This window comes from Halorubrum orientale (assembly GCF_059623105.1).
In genome coordinates this window covers 227,388-249,886 of sequence record NZ_JBSPSR010000003.1, presented here as the reverse complement: position 1 = coordinate 249,886, position 22,499 = coordinate 227,388, and the positions used below count along the sequence as shown (strand labels likewise).

Sequence of the window (22,499 nt, the reverse complement as noted above, 5' to 3'; positions counted from 1 at the left end):
GCGGTCGGTTCCGGATCGTTCAACCGTCACGGGTGATGACGAATCGTATGGGAACCCCACTCGAACCCCGCGAGGCGCAGGTCGAGGCGGTGCTCGAGCGACTCTACGAGGAGTACCCCGACTCGACCATCTCGCTGCGCTACTCGAATCGACTGGAACTGCTTATCGCTGTGGTCCTTTCTGCACAGTGTACCGATGAGCGGGTCAACAGCGTCACCACTGACCTCTTCGAGACGTACGAGACGCCAGAAGACTACGCGAACGCGCCCCAAGCGGAGATGGCCGATGCGATCAACTCGATCACGTACTACAATAACAAAGCGGAGTACATCCGCTCTGCGTGTGCGGACATCGCCGAGAAACACGACGGTGCGGTCCCAGATACGATGGATGAACTCACCGATCTTGCGGGCGTGGGCCGGAAGACGGCCAACGTCGTGCTCCAGCACGGCCACGATATCGTCGAGGGGATCGTCGTCGACACACACGTCCAGCGGCTCACCCGGCGACTCGGAATCACGACCGAGGAACGACCCGAACAGATCGAATCAGATCTCCTCAAGATCGTCCCCGAGGACGATTGGCAACAGCTCACCCACCTTCTGATCGACCACGGCCGGGCCGTATGTACCGCGATCAACCCGGACTGCTCGGCCTGTGTGCTCGCAGATATCTGTCCGTCAGCCAAACCGGACGCCGATATCGACCTCGCGAGCGGCGAACGGTGGTGAGCGTGTCCGGACAACGCGACAGGCCAAGACAAGCCGAGACAGGCTGGCGACGGGCCCCGCAACCGACACGCGACCGCCGGTATCCACGCCATATAAGAACGGCCAGGGCAATCCCCGAATAATGGAGCACGGCTCGCGGGACGCATTCACCCGTCTTGGAACGCTCGGGATCGAAGAGGAGTTCTTCATCGTCGACGCCGACGGCCGGCCGACCGGCGGTATCACCGACCTCATCTACGGGCGAGAGCCGCCCGAGGCCATCCCCGACGGGTTCGATCACGAGCTGTTCACCTGTACGATCGAGGCACAGACACCACTCATCGAGAATCCAGGCGACGCGAAATCGGCACTCGAAGCAGTCCGTACGGCACTCGTCGAACACGCCGCCGAGGACGGCTACGGAATCGCCGCGGCAGGACTGCACCCGGCAGCTCGGTGGCGCGAGCTTGATCACGCACAGAAGCCGCGCTACCGCTCACAACTCGACCGGATTCAGTACCCCCAACACCGAAATACGACCGCGGGGCTCCACGTTCACGTGGGGGTAGACGACCCCGACCGGGCGGTGTGGATCGCCAATCACCTACGGTGGTACTGTCCGGTACTGCTCGCACTCTCTGTAAACTCGCCGTTCTGGAACGGCTACGACACTGGGCTCGCGTCGGCGCGCGCCACGATATTCGAGTCGCTACCAAACACCGGTATTCCGACGGTGTTCGACGATTTCGACGAGTTTGAGCGCTTCGAGCGGCACATGATCGACCACGGCTCGATTGCGGATCGCGGAGAGCTGTGGTTCGACGTGCGTCCGCACACGGGACACGGGACTGTCGAAGTGCGGGCTCCCGACGCACAACGTGACCCGGCGAAGACGCTGGCGTTCGTCGAACTCGTACACGCGCTCGTCGTCGACCTCGCGGAGCGACACGCCGACGGGGAGTCGCTACCGACTCCGCGGCGCGAGCTACTCGACGAGAACAAGTGGCGAGCGGTCAGACACGGCCACGACGCCTCGTTCATAACGCGGGACGGGACTGGAACTGTCTCGCTCGAGGCGATCGTCGACGAGGTCTGCGACCGGCTCGGCGTCGAGGGAGTTCGCGCGGTGTACGACGCCGAGAGCGGGGCGGACAGGCAGCGTCGGATCCACGAGCAAGAGGGTGTGACAGCGCTCTGTGCGGACCTACTCGTGGAGCCATGACCGGTGAGCTCGACCGGTCGACTCCCCGACGAGGAACGCTTTTGCCCGCGTAGAGCCACCACATGATATGGCCACGGACGACATCGGTGGCGACGAGGGAGACGTCGAGGACGTCGAAGACGAGGGGTCGGCCACGGAGCGAACCAGAGCGGAGCTCAAGCGGACTCGTGATCGGCTCGGCGAGGGCGCTGGGCGGGCGGTCAAAGAGTTCGACGACGGCATCGTCGACCTGCTGGCGTGGCTGCTCGACACCGAGACCCGGGCACGCATCTACGTCTACCTTCGGGAGCACCCAGAGCGCACGAGCGACGAGATAGCTGAGGGAACGGGGCTGTATCCGAGCACCGTTCGTGAGGCACTCGCCGAGTTACACGACGAGGAGACGGTCTCACGCTCGAAACGCGAGGCCGACGGGGCCGGCAACAATCCGTACGAGTACGAAGCCATCGCGCCGAGTGAGCTTGTCCGTGGCGTGGTCGGAGACGTCCAAGCCGAGCTTAACGCGGTGTTCACCCTCGATAGCCGCCTCGGCGGGGACACTCCGGACGACGACGCCGAAGATCCGGTTCAGATATCCGTTGCCGCACCGGCAACAGACGACGACACAGCCCACGAGCCGGCAGACCCACAATCGACCGACGCAGATCACGCCTGAAGAGCTCGCGGAATACTGTCGATTGTTGATCCCGGGACCATCTCGTTTGAGCAGCGGTGTGGCTACCGTGGCACACCTGGTCGGCCCGTTGTGGACAATTTAAGTTCCACCCGGCATACGCTTGGACATGAACGTCGCGCTCGGTGGCACCTTCGACCCCGTCCATGACGGCCACCGAAAGCTGTTCGAACGCGCGTTCGAGCTCGGTGACGTAACCGTTGGTCTCACCACCGACGAACTCGCCCCACAGACCCGTCACGTCGACCGATACGTCCGGCCGTACGAGGCACGCGAACGCGACGTCAAAGCCGAAATTGCGCCGATGGCCGCGGCCCACGACCGCGAGTTCACGATTCGATCGCTCGAAGCCCCGACGGGCATCGCGGTCGAACCGGGATTCGACGCGCTCGTCGTCTCGCCCGAGACGAGAGGGGGCGCCGAGCGGATCAACGAGCTCCGTGGATCGCGTGGCCTCGATCCCCTCGAGGTAGTGGTCGTTGACCACGTGCTCGCCGCCGATGGCGACCGGATATCGTCGACCCGCATCGTCGCCGGCGAGATAGACGAACACGGCCGGCTCACACCGGAACGAACCGGCCGTGGCGCGACCCCGCCGGAATGAGCGTGTGGGCGGCCGACAAGCGGTCCGAACGCCGGCTTGAGCGCGCTGCGGTGTGGAGTCTCGTTGGCTGTGGGCTCACGTTCACCGCTGGCACACTCGTCGGTCAGTCCAGGCCCGTCGACACCGCGTCCGCGCTGGCGGCCGACCCGTTTGTCATCGGATGTGTCGTGCTCACGCTCGTCGGCGTGGTCGGGTTTGCACGGATGGGCGCCAGAATCGGGGTGTCGATCCTTCTCGCTCTCGGTCCGATGTGCGGTCTCACGCTGTCTCAGCTCGGCTGGACCGTCGGCTCACGTCTCGCTGTCATCGCGGTGGGCGCTACCGTTGTCGCTGCGGTCCTCATCGGCGGTATCGGGGTCGCCACCGCTCGGATCACTGGTGCGTCACGATCCAAGCGCGCCCGGTGACTGCCCGGCGGGGCCTGCAAAACAAGTCACTCACGACTCGAGTGACCCGCGTAGCACCTTGGCTGCAACAAGCACTGGGTCCCACACCGGACTGAACGGCGGGGCATACGCGAGGTCGAGCCGCTCCACCGCCGCAACGGACAGCTCCGCGTGGATCGCCGTCGCGAGGGTGTCGATTCGCACGGCCGCACGGTCGGTACCAGCGATACTCCCGCCGAGTAGTTGCCCGGAGGTGGTATCCGCGACGAGGGTGACGTCTGTCTCGGCAGCTCCTGGATAGTACCCCGACCGGGATCCGGCAGTTATCATCTCGCTCACGGGATCGAATCCCGCATCGCGTGCTGCCGCCTCAGTGACGAGTCCGACCCGCCCACACTCCATCTCGAACGCCTTGACGACCGCCGTGCCGGCGACGTCACCGACCGGGGTCGGGTCACCCCCGACGGTCGCACCGACAGCCCGACCGGCCCGATTTGCGGTGAGCCCGAGCGGGATCCACGTCTCCTCACCCGTCACCGCGTGCCTCGACGCCGCACAGTCACCCGCCGCGTACACGCCCGGCTCGGCCGTCTCACCGTAGCGATCGGTCCGGATCGCACCCCGAGGACCGTGTTCGACGTCGGTCCTGTCAACCACCGCGGTGTTGGGTTCGATGCCCACACCGATGATTGCGAGCTCAACCGGGACGATTCGGCCATCAGCACGGACGCCCTCAACGCGGTCGTCGCCGAGAATGGCGTCGACGGAGGTGTCTGTGTGGACGGTCACGTCGTGTGCTGTGAGCGTTGAGGCGACCCGGTCACCGACGGCGGTTCCGAACGGCGGGAGGAGCCGATCAGACCGCTGAAACAGGTGGACGTCAAGGCCGCGTCCGTGAAGTGCTTCGGCCATCTCGACGCCGACGTATCCGCCACCGACGATCGCGGCGGTCTCGGGAGCGGGGTGGGCGGCAGCGCGGCCGGCGCGATCGCGGTCGACCGCCGCGACATCGGCTCTGTCCGGGTCGTACCCCTCCGGGTCGGCGATGTACGCGTCGATCGCGGCGGCATCGTTCAGTCCGTGGAGAGTGAACGCCCCAGCGAGCCCCTGCACGTCGAACGAACCGGCGACGGCGTGTGCGCCGGTCGCGACGAGCACCTCGCTGTACGGCTGCTCGCTCGTCGTACCGTCAGCCGCTCGGACACGGACTGTGTTCGTCTCCGGGTCGACTGCGACCACTTCGTGGCCTCGCCGGAGGTCTATCCCACGGTCTTCGACGTCTGCGGGCGAGAGCGAGAGCAGATCCGATAGTCTGGACACTCGCCCTTCGACGAAGTATGGGGTGCCACAGTGTGCGTACGAGATGAATTGTCCGCGCTCGAAGACGACGACGTCGCGGTCGGGTCGCTCACGCCGGAACTTGCTGGCCGCACTGAGCCCGGCCGCGTCGGCACCGACGACGACGAAGGGGTCCGTCATGCTCATGGAGTCGGCGAGGGCAAACAAAAAGCTACGGCGCGCGTGCGGTCGGCGAACACGCGCCGTCGTTCACGCCGGGCGAGGATGTCACTAGGCTGTTACGGTAGTTCGAGGGGAAAGCCCCGCCGTTTACCGCGGTCGCAAATCGCAACGCAATTTGCTGGCACACCAGAAGTCGTCGACTTCTGGGGACGGGGATGAATCCGACAACAGGGACGCTAAACACGAGTTTTATTATACCTGACAGCGTGTTGTGGGGCAAGCGCATCAGACGAAAATTAGAGTTGGATCGGGGTCTCTTCTGACAAAAAGCAACCCTGCGTCGGATGTTCTACTCGACCAACGTGGTCGAGTCGGGGCGATGGCACGGCCTGTGAGGTGCAAGCGGATACCCAAGCACACCACGCCTCTTTCGAGGCCCGACGCACTACTCACGAACCACAGCCGAGACCCCAGTGGTCTTGGTCAGGGTGCCTTCGGGGACGTACGAACGGCGTCCTGTCCCACGAAGGAATCCTCGCCCTTCACCGCGGGGAGGATGTCAAGAGCCGTTGCCGCCTTCTGTTCCGCCTTCGACACCCAGTGCTTCGAAGAGGTTTCGCCTGACTGCTTCTTCGGTGAGGTGCAAGAGTGTGTCGCGGTTCCCGCCACTCGTCTCGATGCCGGTGAAGATGCCGAGTGGAATCTCGACAGACCCCTGTGTGGAGTGGCCCGCCGCGTCGCCCATCTCTGCGAACGCTTCTTCGAGCACGTTGCCGATGTCGAGACGGATGTCTTTCGAGCGAGCCGCGAGGTAGATGTGGTCGTCTGCGATACCGAGTACGGCTGTGGTAGTGATCCCTTCGAGGTTGAGAAGATGTTGGGCGGCTTGGGCGAGCGCCTCGCGGTCGCGGATGAACCCCGCGGTCGAAAACAGATGACTCCCCTGCACCTGGCGGTTCTGGATAGCCTCGGCGAGGACGTCGAGCGTCTCCGGCGACATCGACGGCGACTCCACCTGCTCGAGGGTGTCGTGGTTCGCGAATGGGTGCAGATACGCCGCCGCGGTGAGGTCGCCGGGCGTGGTGTCGCGTTTAAAATCGAGTGTCTCCGCGCGGATCCCGTACAGCAGCGCGGTTGCGACCGCCTCGGAGGGTGACTGGTCGAACTCCTGGAGGTATTTGGTTAGGATCGTCGAGGTCGACGAGACGTTTGTCCGAACGTCGACAAAGCGCGCCTCGGGCGGCGCGTCCGACTCGAGGTGATCGAGGTAGATGTCTATCTCGACGTGTTTTGCCACAGCTGCTTCTTCGGCCGACTTCGCGAGGTCGACGGCGGCGACCGTGTCGTACTCGGCGAGTGGCGGGGTGTCGGCCCGCGACTGGAGGTCGATCCCGAGCAGGTTGACGAACGCGCGATTCTCCTGGTGGCCCACGTCACCGGAGTAGACGATGTCGGCTTCGACCCCGAAGCTCTCTGCTATCGCCTGGAGGGCGGTCGCCGAGGCGATCGAGTCTGGTTCGGGGTTGTCGTGTGTCAGGATCGCCATTGTGCCGTCGGTCCCCTCGATTATCTCGGCGAGCTGCCGGGCCATGTACTCGAGTTCGCCCGTCTCGAGCGACTGCAGGGCGCTGTCGGCGATGACTGTCGAGGGGTTGATCACGACGTCTGCGCCGCGGTCGCGAAGCTCGTCCTCGCTCACAGGATCTGAGGCGCGGACCACAACGTACTGGTCGCCGCCGCTATCGCGCACCGCCGACACCGCCTGCTTGTTGGCCTCGACGTCGGACGCGAGGATCAGCAGGATGTCGCGGTCCTCGACTGCGTCGACGACGTCAGACTCGACGATGTCTTGGACACGCGCGTTGAGGTCTTGATCCCGCAGTGCTTCGACGCGGTCCGCGTCGCGATCGAGGATGAGCACGTCTTTGTCGCGCTCCGAGAGCGCGTCCGCGACCGCGTGCCCGACGCTTCCACAGCCGAGGATCGCATACCGCGTGCGTGCGGAGCCGGATGCGCCACTACTCATTGTCAACTGGTTCCGCGGCACGCCACTTAACGAGTACGCTCTCACCTGCAACGCGGGGAGATCGACAGACCGCCAGGGCGGTGTCGCCCGCCGAATGAAAAGGTCTTTTACCTACACAGCGGTAGAATTGTGTAGGGGCCGATAGCTCAGTCAGGGAGAGCGACGGACTCTTAATCCGTCGGTCGCGTGTTCAAATCGCGCTCGGCCCGTGCATTATATATACCTTTCCACTTTTACTGACAGTTAGCGGCGCTCTCGCCGCCGATCTGGGAGTGGAAAAATGAGCAGTGTGGAGCGGCAGATAGATGTTGATCTCGATGCCGACGGAAACATTCTGAGCGCAGTCGTCGAAGAGCGCCGAGAACTCGAAGTCGGCGAGCTGTTCAACGAGAACGGCGAGCTACGGCTGTGGCAAGACCGTGCCGGGTGGAACGGCTACGTTCGTGAAGTCACTGGCGACGAAGTGCGGTTCTACGAGGTGAACACCCGGTTCGACGACGATTCGTGGATCTCGAAAGTGCAGTGTGAAGAACAGGCGGTCCACGACGCAATTCGAAACCACATCGAAGACCGGCGCGCAGGTGGTGTCGGGAACTTCGTTCGGAGGTGCTCACCGCCATGACGGTGGAAACCGCCGTCGACGAACAGCGCGAGCAGATCACGAACCGGCTCGGCGAACCCGAAGCGCTCGCGTTCCCGGCCGGGTGGTCGACGTCTTCGAGCTGGCACCGTGCACAGGCCGCCGAGTCGACCGTCGGCGCCGTGAACCCCGCCGAGTTCGACGTGCTTCTCGGCCGCCTCGAGGGCGACGCCTCGATGAGTCGCCACCGAGTGCTGTTCGCACTCTACGAGGGAGAGCTTCGAGCCGAGTGCGACTGTGGTGAGCACCGCTACCGCAGCTGGTGCGCTCACGTCGCCCTACTCTGGTGGCGCTGGTGTAACGCGGAACTCGCAGTGACCGACCTGGATACTGGCCGCACCCACCTCTCGCCGCCGTGGTGGCTCTCGGTCGACGACGCCGATCGCGACCGCGCCGACGTCGAGACGCGGCAGCCGGCCGTGGCCGACGGGGGTGCGAACCCGAGCCACGTGGTCGACTACTGGAGGGAAGCATGAACCTCCCGTCTGACTGGCTCGCCGGCGTCGGCACGGGGCTGGGGGTCGGCGCGGGCATGGCGCTGATGTCACACGCCGGCGGCGCCGTGATCGGAGCGGTCGGTGTCGCGGTACTGGCGTACGTCATCGGGAACAACCGGCACGACGACGACGAGAGCGACGACAGAACCGTCCTGACGGACGGCGGGGTGACGAGACAGGCGACGACAGAACCGCCCTGACGGACGGCGGGGTGACGAGACAGGCGACGCCGACGACGGCCGCGACAGAACAGCCGGTCGTGCTTGATGTCGAGCTGTTGGGCGACCGCGTACTAGCCCGCGTCGACCGTGGCGACGTTTCCGTACTGGTTGAAGCGCCGGCGGGTATCGGCGAAGAGGAACTAGAAGGTGTCCTCAAAGAGGTGCCGACGCGGCTCGAGCGCACGGTGGCGCTGTTCGACGGGGGCGACTCGCAGTGACGTCGACGCAGTACGACTACTGTACGAGATGTGACGACCGCGTTGAACTGGTGCCGGTCGCCGGCGGCGAGGCACTGGCGTGTCACCGCTGCGGGTCGATCACCGGAGGCGACTTGCTATGAGCGCGCGCTCAATGAGGCGCTCGTGCGCCTGGTCGAAGTAGGGTTCCCATTCGTCGCCGCACAGCTGACGGAGTGGGGGCTCGTACGCGGTGGCAATCGAGGTCGGGCGGTCGTGGACGCTGACCGTCTTTCCGTTGAAGCACGCGGTGACGGAGAAGAGGATGACGACCTCGGGAAGGTTCAGGCCGTACGTTTGTGCTTTCTCGACCGGTGTTCGTTTCGCCATACGGATATTTCTGCATCGTTTTTTAAATCTGCGCAAAAGGGGGACGCCCCGAACTGTTAAGACTGTCATTCCTGTACGTCTATACAGACCATGTCTGCCGACAAACGCATCCCAGTGACCGAAGAGACGCGAAAGGAGCTCCACGAGCTGAAAGAGCCCGGCCAGACCTACGACGACCTCCTGAAGGAGCTGGCTCAGCAGCGTCGGCGGCAGGACCTGGAACAGCGCTTCCAGAAATTGGAGGAGACGGACCGCGACGAGTTGACGCCCCTCTCGGATGTCTGAGTACGACGTCCTGCTCGGTGACGACGCCCGCGAGTTCCTCGACGTCGCCGACGTGAAGACCGAGCGGGTCTGCAAGGAGAAACTCGGGTACCTGGCGGAGAGCCCGTATCCGGGTCGCGGCCGGGGTGACAAGGAGAAGCTCCCCATCGACGGCCGCCGCGACCGATACCGGATGCACATCGCTCGGACCTACACGGCCATCTATACGATCTTGGAGGGCGAGAAGGAGGTGCGCGTACTGGAGATCGTCCCCATCGACGACGCGCACAAGCGGTACGGCTTCTAACCCACCCGCATCCGGGCCAGGGGTAGACTGGTAGAACAAAACACGCGACCCCAAACGTACCGGGGCAGCACAGACCCGCTGCTCACCGGTTCAGTCTGAAAGCACAGACCCCGACGAGGGGGTGAGTGGCGGGGTTTGAATGCTTGGCTTGCGTCTTGTTTACTCGTCGCCACCGACGTTGTTGAGCGCGCTGTTCAGCTCGAAGAGTTCGCGGACGACGCTGCTGTCTGCGACACGGTACCGGCGCGGGGACCAACGAGAACGAAACTGCCGGTCGACACGAGTGTCACACACAGAAGGGCGTCACCGAAATCGAGTTTCCGGGTATGATGGTCCTTTGTGACCGGTTTCTCGAAGAGATCGAGCACAAACAATGGCCGAAAACACACTGAAAATCACGTTCCAGCAGTCCGAGGAGCATCGCCAGGCGGCACGCAAACGCTTGCGACAAGCTGAAGCGGGTGAGACTGGGGAGCCGATTGAACAAGACGTACGCTCCATCCTCAACTTCGAGGAGTTTCACGACATTGCCCAGCTTATGCGTACCTCGAACCTCGAGCTCATCGAGGCGATCGTCTCAGAGGAGCCAGCAAGCATCCGCCAACTGGCCGAAATAGTTGATCGCGACTATCGCGAAGTCCATCGAAACCTGACTGGGCTCGAATCGCTCGGCGTGATTGAGTTCGACGACGACGGCTCCCGTAAGAGGCCAATTCTTCGCGATGGAGCCGAGAACATCGATTTCTCAATTCGGTTCCCACAGTCTTCTGCCCGTGAAGAGGTACCGGGCGCATCGGCTTAAGCCCCAGTCACTCAAGCACAGTGATGTCGGCATTGTCGTAGATCTGTTTCATCTTGCGAGGCAAGTAGTCGAAATAGTGTTCTTCGAAAACTGATGTCGGGGTTCGACCGCAGAACGCATCAATATAGCTGGATTCTACGCTGAAGGACAGTAGGTGTTCAAGAGGGGATTCTCGCCCCACCGTGGGCGGGTTAAACCTCACATCGTCTGTCCGCAGCTATACACCAAAGCAAGAAGCTTCATCAACCGTACTGGCTTGGAGAGGCTCCACTGCTACTCAAGCAGGCGACCTCAAGCTGATATTGTCGGATTGTATACCATTGAATTTCCTTCCCAGACCCAATAGAGTAGCCCATGCTCACAGATACGGACTCAAAAGCACATTAAGCTCGGCACCGATCACAAGTGCTCCAGACGCCGAAACGATTCCCAGTGCGAGTAACCCATAGTTTCCAAGTACGCTGTCAGCATTCCATAGGTCATACGAGTAGTGTTGATCGTCGCCAAACGGGGTGACCCCCATCGGGGTGAGTGCATCCGCAGCGATATGCGAGCCAATTGTGAGACCGCCAACGATAGCGAGGTAGAACCCGGATCCAACGGCCAGCAGCCACTGAGAGGTGGCTGCCTGACCAATTACGCCGCCGAGCACCCCTGTTACGATACCGACGCCGGACGCGAAGTGAATCGTGTGTGTCGGGCCGCGGTGAGCCACGTTTGGCAGATTCATATCTACGTCTGGAAGCATCGCCAATCCGACGGCAATGAGCCCCCCACCAACAGCGGCCACGTCAAATCCGAGCGTCAGTGCTCCCATTCCGACTGGGGCGTACGCCGTCAACGCGGCTCCGTAGTGGCCTTTCTTATGCATCTGTCAACCGACTATTAGAGAGACAACGACTTATGATATAGGGGTCACTTAGAATTTCCACGGTAGAAGTGATCTCGTGAGGATCGCCACATTCAATCATACAACTATTTACGCCGATAGATGTACATTCATCTAATAACGTACGAAAATCTGGACGGAAAGCTTGTCAATGCGTTATTACACAATGGTCACACAAGCTTGCGGAGTCTGGCTGAGGAACTTGATATCTCTGTAACGACGGTGTCGAATCACCTTGCTGATCTCGAGGACGCGGGCGTTGTTGAGGGGTTCACCCCCATCGTCGATTACGACAAACTGGGTTACGACGTCACGGCTATTCTCCAACGGAAGGTGCGCGGCTAACCGATAGTCCACGACGTAAGGAGGTGCGCGGAAGCAACGGTTGAACCTGACTGCGACAGAGAGTTCTAACTATCGAGAGTTGAAACGGAATTAGGTGGCTGGGGAGGAGACAGCCCCTAACACGCCACGGCCAAAGACCGTGGACGCTGTAGGTGGGCCAACACGGATTTGAACCGTGGACCTCCCGGTTATCAGCCGAGCGCTCAACCTGACTGAGCTATTGGCCCAGATGAGCGCATTCAATCATTCCTGCGGTGGAAGTTTAAGCGTTTCCTTTCGACACTTCGCCGCCGTCTTCCGGTTTCGCGCTCTAGTGACGAGCCACCCAACTATCTGTTCGTGTCGTCTTCGACAGTGTACTCCACGTCGACGACGTCGTCGTCTGGACCTCCATCGTCCCCACCGCTTTCGTCTGGGGTCGACGGACCGGACCCTTGGCTGCCGACGCCGCCACCGAATCCCCCTCCTCTATCACCTCCGGGGAAGCCACCAATATACACGGAGCCGCTGGCGAAGCCGTCCGTCTGGCTGTCGACGTACGGCACCACGATGTACCGCTTGATACCGAGCCGAATCGGGATCCGGGTGATTGGCAGTGCGAGCAGGAAGCCGAGTGCGTCCGTCACGAGTCCGGGCGTGAGGAGGAACGCGCCGGCAGCGATAAGCAGGCCACCGTCGAGCAGCTCGTCCGTCGGCGGCTCCCCACGAGCGAGCTTCTGCTGGACCCGCGCGATGGTCGCGCGTCCCTCAGCGCGTAACAGCAGCATCCCGAGGATCGCCGTCAACACGACCAGCGCGACCGTGAGGGTCCAGCCGAGCCGGGTCGCGACGAAGACGAGAAACAGCGCGTCGGCCAGGGGCACGACGAGCAGCAGCGCGAGCAGCGTTCGCGGGCGCATACATTCTTGTTTCGACCGGGTCCCCATAGCCCTTTTCGTCGCCCGTCCAACGCACTCGTCAGACTGCATGCGACCGCCACGGCTTTGTCCGGTGCCGTCGACCCGGAGGCATGGACGACACCACCGCGCTGGGCTGTGATCCACCCGAGCGCGACGCACGCAGAGCGGACCTCCCTTGGTGGGTCGCGCCGCTGCCGACGGCGGTAGAGGACGTCGCATACCGCTTCGTGTGGCCGATCGTCGCGATCAACCTGCTCGGGACCGTCTTCGGCTTCTGGTACTATCGGTTCCAGTTCCAGCGCGTTCCCGAGGAGATGTGGCTCTTCGTCCCCGACAGTCCCGGTGCGACGTTGCTCATCGCGCTGGCGCTGGCGGCGTGGGCGGTCGGTCGGCGTAGTGACGTCCTCGCGACGCTCGCCTTCTTCGGGAACATCAAGCTCGGACTGTGGACGCCGTACGTGCTCGTGGTATTCTTCCCGGCGTTCTACGCGAACGCGGGACCGGCCCTGTACGCGTTCCTGTTCGTGAGTCACCTCGGGATGGCCGTCCAGGCGTTCGTGCTCTATCGGATCACGACGTTTCCGCTGCGAGCGGTCGGGATTGCAACCGTGTGGTACACTGTCGACCTGTTGATGGACTACTTCGTCCCGATTCGCGGCGGGGTGACACACACTACGCTTCCGTACCCCGACGCGGCCGCCTGGTTCACGACGAGTGTGCTTCAGGTGGCAGCCGCCGGCGCAGTCGTGCTCACGGTCGTGCCGCTGTATCTCGCGCTCGCGACCCGCGTCGAGACGCTTCGGGCACGAGATTAAGACTACGGGGCGTCTGCTGGTATCTATGTCCGTCTACGACCGGATCGCGTCGCTGCCAGTCACGATCGAGTCGGTCGACCGGCGTCGGTACGTCGCCGACACCACGAGCGACTTCGAGCGAACGACGACCGAGTTTCGGCTCACCGGTGACGGGGTCGTCGGCCGCGGCGAGGACGTCAGCTACGAGCCCGCAGATCACGATGCGCTCGCTGGGACCGACCCGATCGACATCGAGGGCGAGTGGACGATAGGCGAGCTGTCGGCGACACTCGACGACATCGACCTCTTCGCGGCCGCGCCACCCACACGCGAGGCGTTCAGAAACTATCGACGGTGGGCCGTCGAGAGCGCCGCGTTGGACCTCGGCCTTCGGCAGGCAACGACGAGCCTCGGTGCGTACCTCGGGATCGAGCCCGAGCCGCTGCGGTTCGTCGTCTCGACGCGACTCGGTGACCCGCCGACCGCGGATCGAGTGGTAGCGTTGCGCGACGTAGATCCGACCCTCGAGTTCAAACTCGACCCGACGCCCGACTGGCCGAACAACATCTTCGTGACGCTGCGTGAAACTGGTGCGGTCCGCGTCCTCGACCTGAAAGGCTACTACGAGGGGACTGACGTCGACGTCCCCGCCGACCCCGACCTCTACTGTGACGTGCTCGCCGCGTTCGCCGACGCCGTCGTCGAAGACGGGGCGTTCACGCCCGCGACTCGCCCCTTCCTCGAGCCTCAGGCTGACCGGCTCTCGTTCGACTACCCGGTGGACAGTGTCGAAGCGCTCGAGTCGTTACCGGTCGATCCTGGGTACTGTAACATCAAACCATCTCGATTCGGCACGCTCGAGTCGTTGTTCGAAGCGATCGAATACTGTCGTGTGAACGATATCACGATGTACGGTGGTGGGCAGTTCGAGCTTGCGAGCGGTCGAGACGCGATCCAGACGCTGGCTGCGCTGTGGTACCCAGAGGGACCGAACGACGTCGCGCCTCGTGTGTTCAACGACCCGGCGGCAACCCCTCCGTATCCGCGGAGTCCGCTCGAGCCGAGCGACGACCCGCGTGGGCTCGAGTTCTAGCGCACGACGGCGCCAGACACCACCACGCCGCGCGTACATCCGCGCGGTTGGCGCGCGCCTCGTGAGCACGCCGGAGGCGGGCTCGCGAGCGCGTGCGAGGGATGAGCGAGGTGCCGGAGGCACCGGGCGAATCGGTTGGGGAGGGTGTGGCTAAAACTAGTGTCCGGGTGTCACGGAGCCTTGTTGCTCACACAGTCGCATACGTACAGAATCGGTTGGGGAGGGTGTGGCCAATCGGTGCCCAGATGTCTCGCGGTCATATCGATGGCACAGCCACCGTCACACACATCTCGAGTAGGAAGTCAACCCTGTGTCCGAGTCTCACGAGACGAACTTCAACAGGTCGTCGCGGCCGTGTTCGTGGAACCGATCACGAAGACACGCCTCTAAGGCGTCGATGTCGCCGCGTTTCGCACAGATTGGCGCGACCGTGTCCGACCACTGCTGCCACGGCGGGTACAGTCCGAGTCGGTCACAGATCGCGTCCAGCCGTTCGTCGAGGTCGTCGATCTTGTCGGTCTTGTTCACCGCGACGATCGGGTCGACACCGACGTCGTCTAAAAAGTGTACCATCTCGACGTCGTGCGGGACGTTGCCACGCTCTGTGTGCCGATCGATGATGTCGACCGCGCTCTTCCCGTCGAGGACGACGACGCCCGCGAGGAGGTGGTCGGCGTTCGTCTCGACGTACTGTACCACGTCCGTCTTGATCGCTTCGCGTCGCTCGGCTTCGACACCAGACATGAACCCGAATCCGGGGAGGTCGGTGAACATGAACGACTCACTCGCCCAGTCGTAGTGGTTCGGCTGGCGCGTAACGCCTGGCGTGCCGCCGGTGCTGAAGTCGTGGCCCGTGAGCTCACGCATCACGGTCGACTTCCCGACGTTCGACCGGCCGACGAGGACGACCTCCGCGTCGCGGTCCGGACGGGCTTCGAACATACCGGTCGTGCGCGGCCGAGCGGGTTAAACTGCGCGTCGCGTGCCGGGTGACCCGCGCGCTGCCGCGAACGCGGCCCCAAACATCCGAAACACGGCGACTTGGCCGTAGAACTGGACGAACGGGACTAACAACAGCCCGACGATGGTCACCGCGAGCACCGCAGTCACGATCCAGAGCAGCACCGCGACCACGAGCGGGGCGAGCACTGCGATCAAGTACTCGGAGCGCAACAGCACCGGCCTCAGCACGGAGACGTCGAACGCGGCACCGATCGACCCCCGGGTCGCGTACGCTGTCAGCGCTGCCGGGACCGCGTAGTACACCACGAGGACGACCGGAATCAACCCGAGCGCGGCGAGGGCGCCCGCGACACCGACGAGCGCTCCCACGTCTCCGCCGATGATCCCACCGGCACCGAAGAACACGATCAGGACGACGAGGTACACGAGAACCGGCACGAGCGTGTACGCGATGACGATCACACTCGCGACCACGCCGCGGACGAGGAGGGTGCCCCAGTCTTCGAACGCCGGGGGCTCTTCAGCCCCCTCGACGGTCGTTTCGAGCACGCGAACGAGGTACCCGAGCACGACGACCGTCGGTATCACGAACACCGAGAGGAGTCCGAGCACGCCGCCGATGAGCGTTCGCCCGAGCCAGTCGCCACGCACGGGATACGAAAGGCCGTCTTCGAGCATATCCCGACGTATCGCGCAGCACACATATACTGTCGGGTCCGATCGCGAGAGATGGATTCATTCACACACGTCGTCTTCGAGCCACATGGACAAACAGGCGGTTCGTGAGGCGGTCTGGGACGACCTCAAGGAGCGCGGCGTCGCACGGTTCCCGTACCCGCCACACGGCCGTATTCCGAACGTCGCAGGCGCCGACGAAGCGTGTCGACGCCTCACCGAGACGGCGGCGTGGCGCGTGGCTGATACGCTGAAAGCCAACCCCGACGCCCCACAGCTACCGGTTCGGCGGGCCGCACTCCGGGCCGGTAAGACCGTGTACGTCGCCCAACCGCGGCTCCGCGACCCAAAGCCGTTTCTCCGGCTCGACCCGGATACGATCGCGGACGTCGACGCCGCCACAACGGTGTCCGGTATTAGTGAACACGGGGTCCCCGTCGGTCCCGATGCTGTCCCGCACGTCGACCTCGTCGTCTCCGGCTCGGTCGCGGTCACCACTGACGGAACGCGTGTCGGGAAAGGAGAAGGATACAGCGACCTCGAGTGGGGCGTGCTCTCCGAACTGGGCGCGGTCGACGACGACACCACGGTGGCGACGACCGTCCACGAGCGACAAGTCGCCGACGAGCCGCCCTCACCGGTCGACCCGTCGGCCGACCTCCCAGCTCCCGACGACCACGACGTGCCGCTCGACCTCGTCGTCACCCCTGACCGGACCATCGAGGTAGACCGAACGCGGGACCGGCCGACGGGTGTCGACTGGGACCTACTCACCGACGATCGGCTGGCCGAGATTCCCGTGCTGGATGCACGTGCACCAGCGGACAGCGGCAAATAATCGTTCTGTCGACAGCGACGTGCCGGGTGTTGGCCTGAAATCATCGCGGCCATCCCACGTCCCGACGACGGTCGACAGGGCTAACATCCCGACGTGAGAGTGATCTCGTAGATGACATTCGTTGGAGAGCTCGGGTTCGTCTTCGTCGCCGGGCTGATCACGGCGCTCGCGACGGGACTCGGCGCGATTCCGTTCTTCTTTTTCGACGACATCAGTGCCCGCGGAAACGTGGTTCTCTGGGGCGTCGCCTCGGGCATCATGGTGACTGCGTCGCTTCTCGGACTCGTCGACGAGGGGCTCGCCGAGGGTGCACTCTGGGAGGTCGGCGTGGGGGCCGCTCTCGGTGTCGCGCTCGTCGTCCTCGCACACGAGGTGCTCGTTGACGCCGACGTGGACGCCCGCGACTACGAGGAGGCAGACTTCAAGAAGCTCTTGTTGATCTTGGGTGTGCTGACCGTGCACAGCTTCCCCGAGGGTGTCGCCGTCGGCGTCTCGTTTGCCGATCTTGGACTCGAAGGTGGCATTCAGCTGTTTGGCGCCACCGTCCCCGCGCTTGCGGTGTTCATGACGGTCGCCATTTCGATTCACAACGTCCCTGAGGGGACCGCCGTTTCGATCCCGCTGCGCGCGCTCGGTGTGCCTGAGTGGAAGATGGTGTGGTGGGCGGTGTTCTCCAGTTTACCGCAGCCGATCGGTGCCGTGATCGCGTTTGCATTCGTCCGACTCGCCCGCGACTTCCTCCCGATCGGCTTCGGCTTCGCCGCCGGCGCGATGGTGTACCTCGTCGTCTCCGAGTTCCTCCCGGAGGCGCTCGCGGTGGGGACCGCGCTGCCGTACGGCGGCAAGCGCGAACTCGTCGCGGGCGTCGCGCTCGGCGTCGCCGTGATGCTCCCGCTCGCCTACGTCTAGTCCGCGAGCACCCGACGCTGCGGTTGCCGTCTCCGACCCCACCCAAGCGGAGTACTCGACTACATAGGGGTACATGTTCCTCTTAGTAACGCATTATATTGGTCCGATAAAATACCGCTGTACGACCGACCCAAGTCGCACCCCGACACCATGGCCACGACCCCTCATTTCAGCGACACCGTCGAACCGCACCACCACCGGCTCGCGATAGACGACGCAGACGACGTCTACGTCGTCGGTGACGTCCACGGCAGCCGGTCTGCGCTCGAGTCGTTGCTCGCGACGCTCGACCTCGGCGACGACGGGATCGTCGTCTTCGTCGGTGACCTCGTCCGGAAGGGCCCAGACAGCCCGGGCGTCGTCGACCTCGTTCGCGACGACGACCGCCTCTTGAGCGTCCGCGGCAACAACGAACAGAAGATCCTCCGCGGCGACAAGACGCCCGACTGGCTCCGTGCAGGTGACCGGGCGTACTTCGAGTCGCTCCCCGTGGCGATCTCCTTCGCCGAGTGTCTCGTCGTTCACGGCGGCGTCAACCCCGACCGGCCACTCGACGAACACACCGCCGAGGACCTCCTCACGATGCGCGCGCCGCGCGGTGACGGCTACGACGGCCCCTTCTGGTACGAGACGTACGACGGTCCACATCGCGTGTTCTTCGGCCACACCGTCCACGAGGCGCCGGTGGTCGATGACCACGCCGTTGGACTCGACACCGGGTGCGTCTACGGCGGGTCGCTCACCGCCTACGACTATTACGCGGACGACGTCGTGACCGTCGACCAGTCGACGACCCACGAAGAGCGGACCGACGCGAAGATCGTCACCGTCGGGTGAGACACGACGACCGATCGACCGTCTCAGCTGTTCTTAGCTGTTTGTCTCGTACTCCGACAGTAGTCGCTCTCGGGCCCCCTCGCGGGTCGTGAAGTACCGTCGCTCGCCGTCCGTGGTTCGTACCGCCCACGCGTACGTCTCGCTGTCGGGCCGGTACCACCGGTCCGCGTACGCGTCGAACACCGATTCGTCACCGGTCGCTGCCGGCGACGTGTCGGACTCGGTAACTGGAGCGGTATCGTCCCCTCCCTCGTCGGCCGTGTCTCGACCGCCAGCGGTATGATCTGAGCCACCGTCACCGACACTCGTAGGCTTGTCCGCCCTGTCGCCGGCATCGTCGTCACCGCTATCGTTGTCGTCGTCCGCGCTATCGTTGTCGTCGTCACCGCTATCGTTGTCGTCGCCACCGTTGTCGTTGTCGTCGCTACCCTTGCCGTCGTTTCCGTCACTGTCGCCGTCGCCCTCAAGCGGCTCGACCAGTAGTTCGCGCTCGGTCGGTGCGGCGTCGACCGCCATTCCCGGGCCGTAGCCGCGGTCGACAGCCGCGTCCGTAGCCTGCATGAACACCGACTGGCTGTCACACACCGGGTCGTCGCCGGGAGTCACCTGCGTGTACTCACCGGCGCTGTCCATCACCCACCGTCGCCGATTATCCGCGAGCGACGTCTCGAGGATGAATCGTAGCTGTCGTCGAAGACTGACGTCGGTGACCGGCGTTACGGCCTCGACACGGTAATCGAGATTACGCGTCATCCAGTCCGCAGAGCCGATGTACCACTCCGGGTCGCCTGCGTTCTCGAAGTAGAAGATCCGCGAGTGCTCGAGGAAGCGACCGACGACCGAGTGGACCGTGATCGTCTCGCTCAGCCCCTCGATGCCCGGGCGCAGCCGACAGATGTCCCGGACGATGAGGTCGATATCGACGCCCGCCATCGAGGCTCGATAGAGTGCCTCGACCATCTCGGGATCTTCGAGACCGTTCACCTTCACGACGATGTGTGCCCGTTCGCCGGCGCGGGCGTGGGCGGCCTCCCGGCGGACCATCTCGGTGAAACGCTCGCGCATCGTGACCGGGGCGATGAGCAACCGGCGGAACCGGTCGTCGAGCGTCGGCCCGGTGAAGAAGTTGAACACCTTTGTCAGGTCCTGTCCGACGTCCCGGTCGGCGGTCAACAGCCCCAGATCGACGTATCCCTTTGCGGTCTCCGAGTGGTAGTTCCCGGTGCCGATGTGCGAGTACAGCCGGACACCGTCGTCCTCCTGGCGAACCACGAGTGCCGTCTTTGTGTGGGTTTTGAGCCCAACCGTGCCGTACGCGACGTGGATTCCCTCTTCTTCGAGCTGGCGCACCCACTCGAGGTTGTTCTCCTCGTCGAAGCGCGCCTTGAGTTCGACCATCACCGCCACCTGCTTGCCGTTGTCTGCGGCGTCGATGAGACTCTGGATCACCTTCGAGTCGCTGGCCGTCCGGTAGATAGCCGCCTTCACCGCGAGCACGTCCGGGTCGGTTGCGGCCGCGTCGAGGAACTGCTGGACTGTCCCTTCGAAAGAATGGTACGGATGATGCGTAAGTACGTCACCGTCCCGTATCTCATCAAAGATGTCTCGGCTCCCTTCGGCAGCCTCGCCGGTCACCGGCCGAAAGCGCGGATGTGGCCGCGGCGACCAGGACGGAAACGTCAGCTCGGGCCGGTCAAGCTCCGTCAGCTCGAAGAAGTCCTCGAAGTCGAGCGGGCCCTCGCGGCGGAACACCTCACGATCGGTCACGTCGAGTTGCGCCTTCAGGGTCTCTACCGATGCCTCCGGCATGTCCGCGTCGACCTCGAGACGAACCACCGTCGCGAACCGACGCTGTTCTATCACCTCTTCGACCACCTCGATGAGGTCTTCGGCCACTTCCTCGTTGCGTCGCACCTCGGCGTTGCGGGTGACTTTGAACTTGGAGACGTCGAGGATCTCGATGTCGGGCAACAATAGGTCGAGATTCGTCTCTATGAGGTCCTCGATCAGGACGTACTGGCCGTCGGCATCCGGAACCGGAACCAGCCGCGGACGGTTCGGCGGCACCTTGATCCGGGTGAACGTCTCGTCGCCGTGTTCGTCTGCAGACCGCACCGCGAGTGAGAGCGAGAGGTTCGAGATGAACGGAAACGGGTGTGCTGGGTCGAACGCCAGTGGCGTCAGCGTCGGGAGGATCGACTCCTCGAAGTACGTCTGTAACGCCGCCTGCTCACTCGACGTGAGCGACGCCGGATCACAGATCGCAATGCCCGCGTCGGCGAGCGTCGGCGCGAGCGTCTCCTCCCAGTATCGCGATTGGTCACGAAACAGCGGCCGGGCCGCATCGAGTACCTCCCGCCACTGAGCCTCCGGCGTCCGCCCGTCGGGTGTCGTCTCGGTCACGCCGGCGTCGATCTGCTGTTTGAGCCCGCCGACCCGTTTCATGAAGAACTCGTCCGTGTTCTTCGTGAAGAACGCGAGAAACCGGAGTCGATCGAGCGGTGGGTTGCGCTCGTCCATCCCCTCGGCGAGCACCCGTGCTTGGAACGCGAGCTCTGAGAGCTCCCGGTTGAGGTAGTACGCGCTGTCGGTCGGATCGACGTCTGTCATCGGAGCTGTAGCGTCGGTTTCACACTCGGCGTTGCTCGTCGCCCGGCGGCAAATGCCATCCGGGTCGCGTCGTCGTCACTCGGTGTCATAGCCCATCATTAGCGGCCGGTTCCGTCATGGCCACTTGTACGGTACGCCCCGCGTCGATATCAATCTGATCCGGAAGCCACGTCTCTGCGGGGTCACTCCACGCCGTCGTCGGAAGGCGGTCGTGGTCCGTCGCCGAGACGAGAAGCTCGAGTGCATCGGCGGCGACGTGGTGGGTTCCGATGGCGCGCCGCGGCTCGGACAGCGCGTGTGTTTCGAGGTGGCACCTCGCAACTCGATGGATGGCATCCACTGCCGTCTCGTCCTCGAGTACCCGTACCGCAGCACAGATCGGACACTGTAGCAGTACTGCTCGTGGCATTGTCGAACGCTCCTGCGCCCGGGTACAAGAACCCCGATTAATACCCCTATTGTGACGTATATATCCCGTCACAAGGCGGTGAGCCGATGTGCGGGTGGGAGGCTGTGTGACCACCGTCTCTCATGGCACGTGCGCGTCGAACGCACGCCGAACTCGGGTGCGACGGTCATCGAGTACGTCGAACTGCTGGTCTCGTCGCTGCTCGAGCCAGCCGAGTAGCATCGCGGCCCACTCGAGTTTGCGTGCCTTCATCGGGCCGACAGCCGGATCGTCGAACGCCCAGCCCGGGAAGGTCAATCGGCCGGCGCCGACGTGGTCGGCGAGGAACGCCGCTCGATCGCCATCGGTGAATCCGCCAACGTTGTCGACGGCGCCGACAGGTGCCGCCTGTGTCGTCACCATCGTGTGGTCGCTGTCGAAGCGGGAGAGCCACTCACGGACCGCGGGTACGTTATCGCCGTGTGCGTGTGCGACCACCGGAAGGCCAGCGTCCGTGCGTGCGGCCGCTGTCTCAGGATTTTTATCCAGGTCAGTAACCATACAGTCGACAGCGATGTCGTTCGTTGAGAGCACGTCGACCGCTGTCGACGCGGCCACAACAACGTCTGCGGACCGCACCCGGTCAAGTTCGGCGGTGAGACACGGTGCAGCACCGACGACAGCTACCGTGGCACCCGCCCAGTCGTCGAACCGCGACAGTGAAAATGGAGTTGCAAACTCCGCGGCGACATCCCGTGACCGCTCGTCTGCCCGACGGTCGAACCCGAAATCTTCGACGATTGCCTCGTAGATGGGTTCGAACGTCTCGAAGTTCATCGAGAGTCCCACCTGTTGGTTGGTTCGGCGGTGCCTGTCGGTT

General features: G+C 63.8%; 27 protein-coding genes, 2 tRNA genes and 1 pseudogene. 19 read left to right on the top strand and 11 right to left on the bottom strand.

All coding sequences use genetic code 11. The features are described 5' to 3' along the window. The first annotated feature begins 47 nt into the window (after positions 1-47). From nth to ACWUI7_RS04120, 5 genes are all read left to right on the top strand, one after another. Positions 48-731 carry an endonuclease III gene (gene nth, locus ACWUI7_RS04140; RefSeq protein WP_496640935.1) on the top strand — a complete coding sequence of 228 codons (684 nt, stop codon included), beginning with the start codon at positions 48-50 and terminating at the stop codon, positions 729-731. A 121-nt stretch (positions 732-852) separates the two neighbouring features. Then, the gene (locus tag ACWUI7_RS04135; RefSeq protein WP_496640934.1) at positions 853-1,932 is read left to right on the top strand and encodes a glutamate--cysteine ligase; all 1,080 of its coding nucleotides are present in this window, start codon (positions 853-855) and stop codon (positions 1,930-1,932) included. Between the two features lie 67 nt (positions 1,933-1,999). Then, the gene (locus tag ACWUI7_RS04130; protein ID WP_496640933.1) at positions 2,000-2,587 is read left to right on the top strand and encodes a helix-turn-helix domain-containing protein; all 588 of its coding nucleotides are present in this window, start codon (positions 2,000-2,002) and stop codon (positions 2,585-2,587) included. 127 nt (positions 2,588-2,714) lie between these two features. Further along, a complete protein-coding gene (locus tag ACWUI7_RS04125) occupies positions 2,715-3,209 on the top strand; it encodes a phosphopantetheine adenylyltransferase (protein ID WP_496640932.1) in 495 nt (164 codons plus the stop codon). Next, positions 3,206-3,616, top strand: a complete 411-nt coding sequence (locus tag ACWUI7_RS04120) for a hypothetical protein (protein WP_496640931.1) — start codon at positions 3,206-3,208, stop codon at positions 3,614-3,616. The genes ACWUI7_RS04125 and ACWUI7_RS04120 overlap by 4 nt, the downstream gene beginning before the upstream one ends. Before the next feature lie 30 nt (positions 3,617-3,646). Here ACWUI7_RS04120 and ACWUI7_RS04115 read toward each other — a convergent pair whose 3' ends face one another. Both ACWUI7_RS04115 and ACWUI7_RS04110 read right to left on the bottom strand, forming a co-directional pair. Next, positions 3,647-5,074 carry an FAD-dependent oxidoreductase gene (locus ACWUI7_RS04115; protein WP_496640930.1) on the bottom strand — a complete coding sequence of 476 codons (1,428 nt, stop codon included), beginning with the start codon at positions 5,072-5,074 and terminating at the stop codon, positions 3,647-3,649. 541 nt (positions 5,075-5,615) lie between these two features. Then, a complete protein-coding gene (locus tag ACWUI7_RS04110) occupies positions 5,616-7,082 on the bottom strand; it encodes a DHH family phosphoesterase (RefSeq protein WP_496640929.1) in 1,467 nt (488 codons plus the stop codon). A gap of 135 nt (positions 7,083-7,217) precedes the next feature. Between ACWUI7_RS04110 and ACWUI7_RS04105 the strand changes: the two genes are divergently transcribed. The 5 genes from ACWUI7_RS04105 to ACWUI7_RS04085 all read left to right on the top strand — a co-directional run bounded on the left by ACWUI7_RS04105 (position 7,218) and on the right by ACWUI7_RS04085 (position 8,658). After that, positions 7,218-7,291: transfer RNA gene (locus tag ACWUI7_RS04105), tRNA-Lys, on the top strand. Positions 7,292-7,362: 71 nt separating this feature from the next. Next, positions 7,363-7,704, top strand: coding sequence for a hypothetical protein (locus ACWUI7_RS04100; protein WP_496640928.1), 342 nt, complete (start codon positions 7,363-7,365; stop codon positions 7,702-7,704). Beyond that, entirely contained in the window at positions 7,701-8,198 is a 498-nt protein-coding gene (locus ACWUI7_RS04095; RefSeq protein WP_496640927.1) for a hypothetical protein, read from the top strand. Before ACWUI7_RS04100 ends, ACWUI7_RS04095 begins: the two co-directional genes overlap by 4 nt. Then, positions 8,195-8,419: a hypothetical protein gene (locus ACWUI7_RS04090; protein WP_496640926.1), complete on the top strand. Its 225-nt coding sequence runs from the start codon at positions 8,195-8,197 to the stop codon at positions 8,417-8,419. Before ACWUI7_RS04095 ends, ACWUI7_RS04090 begins: the two co-directional genes overlap by 4 nt. Positions 8,420-8,430: 11 nt before the next feature. Further along, the gene (locus ACWUI7_RS04085; protein ID WP_496640925.1) at positions 8,431-8,658 is read left to right on the top strand and encodes a hypothetical protein; all 228 of its coding nucleotides are present in this window, start codon (positions 8,431-8,433) and stop codon (positions 8,656-8,658) included. 99 nt (positions 8,659-8,757) lie between these two features. Here the strand turns inward: ACWUI7_RS04085 and ACWUI7_RS04080 are convergent, their stop codons facing one another. Next, complete coding sequence (locus tag ACWUI7_RS04080; RefSeq protein ID WP_496640924.1) at positions 8,758-9,006, bottom strand: hypothetical protein; 249 nt, start codon at positions 9,004-9,006, stop codon at positions 8,758-8,760. A gap of 90 nt (positions 9,007-9,096) precedes the next feature. Between ACWUI7_RS04080 and ACWUI7_RS04075 the strand changes: the two genes are divergently transcribed. The 3 genes from ACWUI7_RS04075 (at position 9,097) to ACWUI7_RS04065 (ending at position 10,379) form a co-directional block, all read left to right on the top strand. Next, positions 9,097-9,291, top strand: coding sequence for a hypothetical protein (locus ACWUI7_RS04075; protein ID WP_496640923.1), 195 nt, complete (start codon positions 9,097-9,099; stop codon positions 9,289-9,291). Then, positions 9,284-9,577 (top strand): type II toxin-antitoxin system RelE family toxin, encoded by a 294-nt coding sequence (locus ACWUI7_RS04070; protein WP_496640922.1) that lies wholly within the window; start codon positions 9,284-9,286, stop codon positions 9,575-9,577. The genes ACWUI7_RS04075 and ACWUI7_RS04070 overlap by 8 nt, the downstream gene beginning before the upstream one ends. A gap of 373 nt (positions 9,578-9,950) precedes the next feature. Beyond that, a complete protein-coding gene (locus tag ACWUI7_RS04065) occupies positions 9,951-10,379 on the top strand; it encodes an HVO_A0114 family putative DNA-binding protein (RefSeq protein WP_496640921.1) in 429 nt (142 codons plus the stop codon). A gap of 358 nt (positions 10,380-10,737) precedes the next feature. Here ACWUI7_RS04065 and ACWUI7_RS04060 read toward each other — a convergent pair whose 3' ends face one another. Continuing rightward, on the bottom strand, positions 10,738-11,250 hold the full coding sequence (locus ACWUI7_RS04060) for a metal-dependent hydrolase (RefSeq protein ID WP_496640920.1): 513 nt from the start codon (positions 11,248-11,250) through the stop codon (positions 10,738-10,740). A gap of 135 nt (positions 11,251-11,385) precedes the next feature. Between ACWUI7_RS04060 and ACWUI7_RS04055 the strand changes: the two are divergent. Beyond that, positions 11,386-11,610 (top strand): annotated as a pseudogene (locus ACWUI7_RS04055) (winged helix-turn-helix transcriptional regulator); the annotation flags it as partial. Positions 11,611-11,766: 156 nt separating this feature from the next. Here ACWUI7_RS04055 and ACWUI7_RS04050 read toward each other — a convergent pair. Both ACWUI7_RS04050 and ACWUI7_RS04045 read right to left on the bottom strand, forming a co-directional pair. Then, a tRNA-Ile gene (locus ACWUI7_RS04050) sits at positions 11,767-11,840 on the bottom strand. Positions 11,841-11,942: 102 nt separating this feature from the next. Beyond that, complete coding sequence (locus ACWUI7_RS04045) at positions 11,943-12,512, bottom strand: FxsA family protein (protein ID WP_496640919.1); 570 nt, start codon at positions 12,510-12,512, stop codon at positions 11,943-11,945. Positions 12,513-12,622: 110 nt separating this feature from the next. On the opposite strand from ACWUI7_RS04045, the gene ACWUI7_RS04040 reads away from it, so the two are divergent. Together ACWUI7_RS04040 and ACWUI7_RS04035 are read left to right on the top strand one after the other, a co-directional pair. Then, on the top strand, positions 12,623-13,327 hold the full coding sequence (locus ACWUI7_RS04040) for a DUF1405 domain-containing protein (protein WP_496640917.1): 705 nt from the start codon (positions 12,623-12,625) through the stop codon (positions 13,325-13,327). A gap of 25 nt (positions 13,328-13,352) precedes the next feature. Beyond that, positions 13,353-14,399 carry a hypothetical protein gene (locus ACWUI7_RS04035; protein ID WP_496640916.1) on the top strand — a complete coding sequence of 349 codons (1,047 nt, stop codon included), beginning with the start codon at positions 13,353-13,355 and terminating at the stop codon, positions 14,397-14,399. Positions 14,400-14,720: 321 nt separating this feature from the next. Here ACWUI7_RS04035 and engB read toward each other — a convergent pair whose 3' ends face one another. Continuing rightward, a complete protein-coding gene (gene engB / locus ACWUI7_RS04030) occupies positions 14,721-15,341 on the bottom strand; it encodes a GTP-binding protein EngB (protein WP_496640914.1) in 621 nt (206 codons plus the stop codon). A 24-nt stretch (positions 15,342-15,365) separates the two neighbouring features. After that, a complete protein-coding gene (locus ACWUI7_RS04025) occupies positions 15,366-16,040 on the bottom strand; it encodes a DUF4013 domain-containing protein (RefSeq protein ID WP_496640913.1) in 675 nt (224 codons plus the stop codon). Between the two features lie 85 nt (positions 16,041-16,125). On the opposite strand from ACWUI7_RS04025, the gene ACWUI7_RS04020 reads away from it, so the two are divergent. The 3 genes from ACWUI7_RS04020 (at position 16,126) to ACWUI7_RS04010 (ending at position 18,621) form a co-directional block, all read left to right on the top strand. Continuing rightward, complete coding sequence (locus ACWUI7_RS04020) at positions 16,126-16,875, top strand: 5-formyltetrahydrofolate cyclo-ligase (RefSeq protein WP_496640912.1); 750 nt, start codon at positions 16,126-16,128, stop codon at positions 16,873-16,875. Positions 16,876-16,986: 111 nt separating this feature from the next. Continuing rightward, positions 16,987-17,784: a ZIP family metal transporter gene (locus ACWUI7_RS04015; protein ID WP_496640911.1), complete on the top strand. Its 798-nt coding sequence runs from the start codon at positions 16,987-16,989 to the stop codon at positions 17,782-17,784. A 150-nt stretch (positions 17,785-17,934) separates the two neighbouring features. Further along, positions 17,935-18,621: a metallophosphoesterase family protein gene (locus tag ACWUI7_RS04010; protein ID WP_496640909.1), complete on the top strand. Its 687-nt coding sequence runs from the start codon at positions 17,935-17,937 to the stop codon at positions 18,619-18,621. A 33-nt stretch (positions 18,622-18,654) separates the two neighbouring features. On the opposite strand, the gene ppk1 is transcribed toward ACWUI7_RS04010, so the two are convergent. The 3 genes from ppk1 to ACWUI7_RS03995 form a co-directional block, all read right to left on the bottom strand. Beyond that, positions 18,655-21,231: a polyphosphate kinase 1 gene (gene ppk1 / locus ACWUI7_RS04005; RefSeq protein ID WP_496640907.1), complete on the bottom strand. Its 2,577-nt coding sequence runs from the start codon at positions 21,229-21,231 to the stop codon at positions 18,655-18,657. 85 nt (positions 21,232-21,316) lie between these two features. After that, positions 21,317-21,640 carry a hypothetical protein gene (locus tag ACWUI7_RS04000; RefSeq protein ID WP_496640906.1) on the bottom strand — a complete coding sequence of 108 codons (324 nt, stop codon included), beginning with the start codon at positions 21,638-21,640 and terminating at the stop codon, positions 21,317-21,319. Positions 21,641-21,760: 120 nt separating this feature from the next. After that, a complete protein-coding gene (locus tag ACWUI7_RS03995) occupies positions 21,761-22,456 on the bottom strand; it encodes a 6-hydroxymethylpterin diphosphokinase MptE-like protein (protein ID WP_496640905.1) in 696 nt (231 codons plus the stop codon). Positions 22,457-22,499 lie beyond the last annotated feature (43 nt).

Coding starts and splice junctions, on each gene's coding strand:
- nth (WP_496640935.1), top strand. CDS start 48: ATGGGAACCCCACTCGAACCCCGCGAGGCGCAGGTCGAGGCGGTGCTC.
- ACWUI7_RS04135 (WP_496640934.1), top strand. CDS start 853: ATGGAGCACGGCTCGCGGGACGCATTCACCCGTCTTGGAACGCTCGGG.
- ACWUI7_RS04130 (WP_496640933.1), top strand. CDS start 2,000: ATGGCCACGGACGACATCGGTGGCGACGAGGGAGACGTCGAGGACGTC.
- ACWUI7_RS04125 (WP_496640932.1), top strand. CDS start 2,715: ATGAACGTCGCGCTCGGTGGCACCTTCGACCCCGTCCATGACGGCCAC.
- ACWUI7_RS04120 (WP_496640931.1), top strand. CDS start 3,206: ATGAGCGTGTGGGCGGCCGACAAGCGGTCCGAACGCCGGCTTGAGCGC.
- ACWUI7_RS04115 (WP_496640930.1), bottom strand. CDS start 5,074: ATGACGGACCCCTTCGTCGTCGTCGGTGCCGACGCGGCCGGGCTCAGT.
- ACWUI7_RS04110 (WP_496640929.1), bottom strand. CDS start 7,082: ATGAGTAGTGGCGCATCCGGCTCCGCACGCACGCGGTATGCGATCCTC.
- ACWUI7_RS04100 (WP_496640928.1), top strand. CDS start 7,363: ATGAGCAGTGTGGAGCGGCAGATAGATGTTGATCTCGATGCCGACGGA.
- ACWUI7_RS04095 (WP_496640927.1), top strand. CDS start 7,701: ATGACGGTGGAAACCGCCGTCGACGAACAGCGCGAGCAGATCACGAAC.
- ACWUI7_RS04090 (WP_496640926.1), top strand. CDS start 8,195: ATGAACCTCCCGTCTGACTGGCTCGCCGGCGTCGGCACGGGGCTGGGG.
- ACWUI7_RS04080 (WP_496640924.1), bottom strand. CDS start 9,006: ATGGCGAAACGAACACCGGTCGAGAAAGCACAAACGTACGGCCTGAAC.
- ACWUI7_RS04075 (WP_496640923.1), top strand. CDS start 9,097: ATGTCTGCCGACAAACGCATCCCAGTGACCGAAGAGACGCGAAAGGAG.
- ACWUI7_RS04070 (WP_496640922.1), top strand. CDS start 9,284: ATGTCTGAGTACGACGTCCTGCTCGGTGACGACGCCCGCGAGTTCCTC.
- ACWUI7_RS04065 (WP_496640921.1), top strand. CDS start 9,951: ATGGCCGAAAACACACTGAAAATCACGTTCCAGCAGTCCGAGGAGCAT.
- ACWUI7_RS04060 (WP_496640920.1), bottom strand. CDS start 11,250: ATGCATAAGAAAGGCCACTACGGAGCCGCGTTGACGGCGTACGCCCCA.
- ACWUI7_RS04045 (WP_496640919.1), bottom strand. CDS start 12,512: ATGCGCCCGCGAACGCTGCTCGCGCTGCTGCTCGTCGTGCCCCTGGCC.
- ACWUI7_RS04040 (WP_496640917.1), top strand. CDS start 12,623: ATGGACGACACCACCGCGCTGGGCTGTGATCCACCCGAGCGCGACGCA.
- ACWUI7_RS04035 (WP_496640916.1), top strand. CDS start 13,353: ATGTCCGTCTACGACCGGATCGCGTCGCTGCCAGTCACGATCGAGTCG.
- engB (WP_496640914.1), bottom strand. CDS start 15,341: ATGTTCGAAGCCCGTCCGGACCGCGACGCGGAGGTCGTCCTCGTCGGC.
- ACWUI7_RS04025 (WP_496640913.1), bottom strand. CDS start 16,040: ATGCTCGAAGACGGCCTTTCGTATCCCGTGCGTGGCGACTGGCTCGGG.
- ACWUI7_RS04020 (WP_496640912.1), top strand. CDS start 16,126: ATGGACAAACAGGCGGTTCGTGAGGCGGTCTGGGACGACCTCAAGGAG.
- ACWUI7_RS04015 (WP_496640911.1), top strand. CDS start 16,987: ATGACATTCGTTGGAGAGCTCGGGTTCGTCTTCGTCGCCGGGCTGATC.
- ACWUI7_RS04010 (WP_496640909.1), top strand. CDS start 17,935: ATGGCCACGACCCCTCATTTCAGCGACACCGTCGAACCGCACCACCAC.
- ppk1 (WP_496640907.1), bottom strand. CDS start 21,231: ATGACAGACGTCGATCCGACCGACAGCGCGTACTACCTCAACCGGGAG.
- ACWUI7_RS04000 (WP_496640906.1), bottom strand. CDS start 21,640: ATGCCACGAGCAGTACTGCTACAGTGTCCGATCTGTGCTGCGGTACGG.
- ACWUI7_RS03995 (WP_496640905.1), bottom strand. CDS start 22,456: ATGAACTTCGAGACGTTCGAACCCATCTACGAGGCAATCGTCGAAGAT.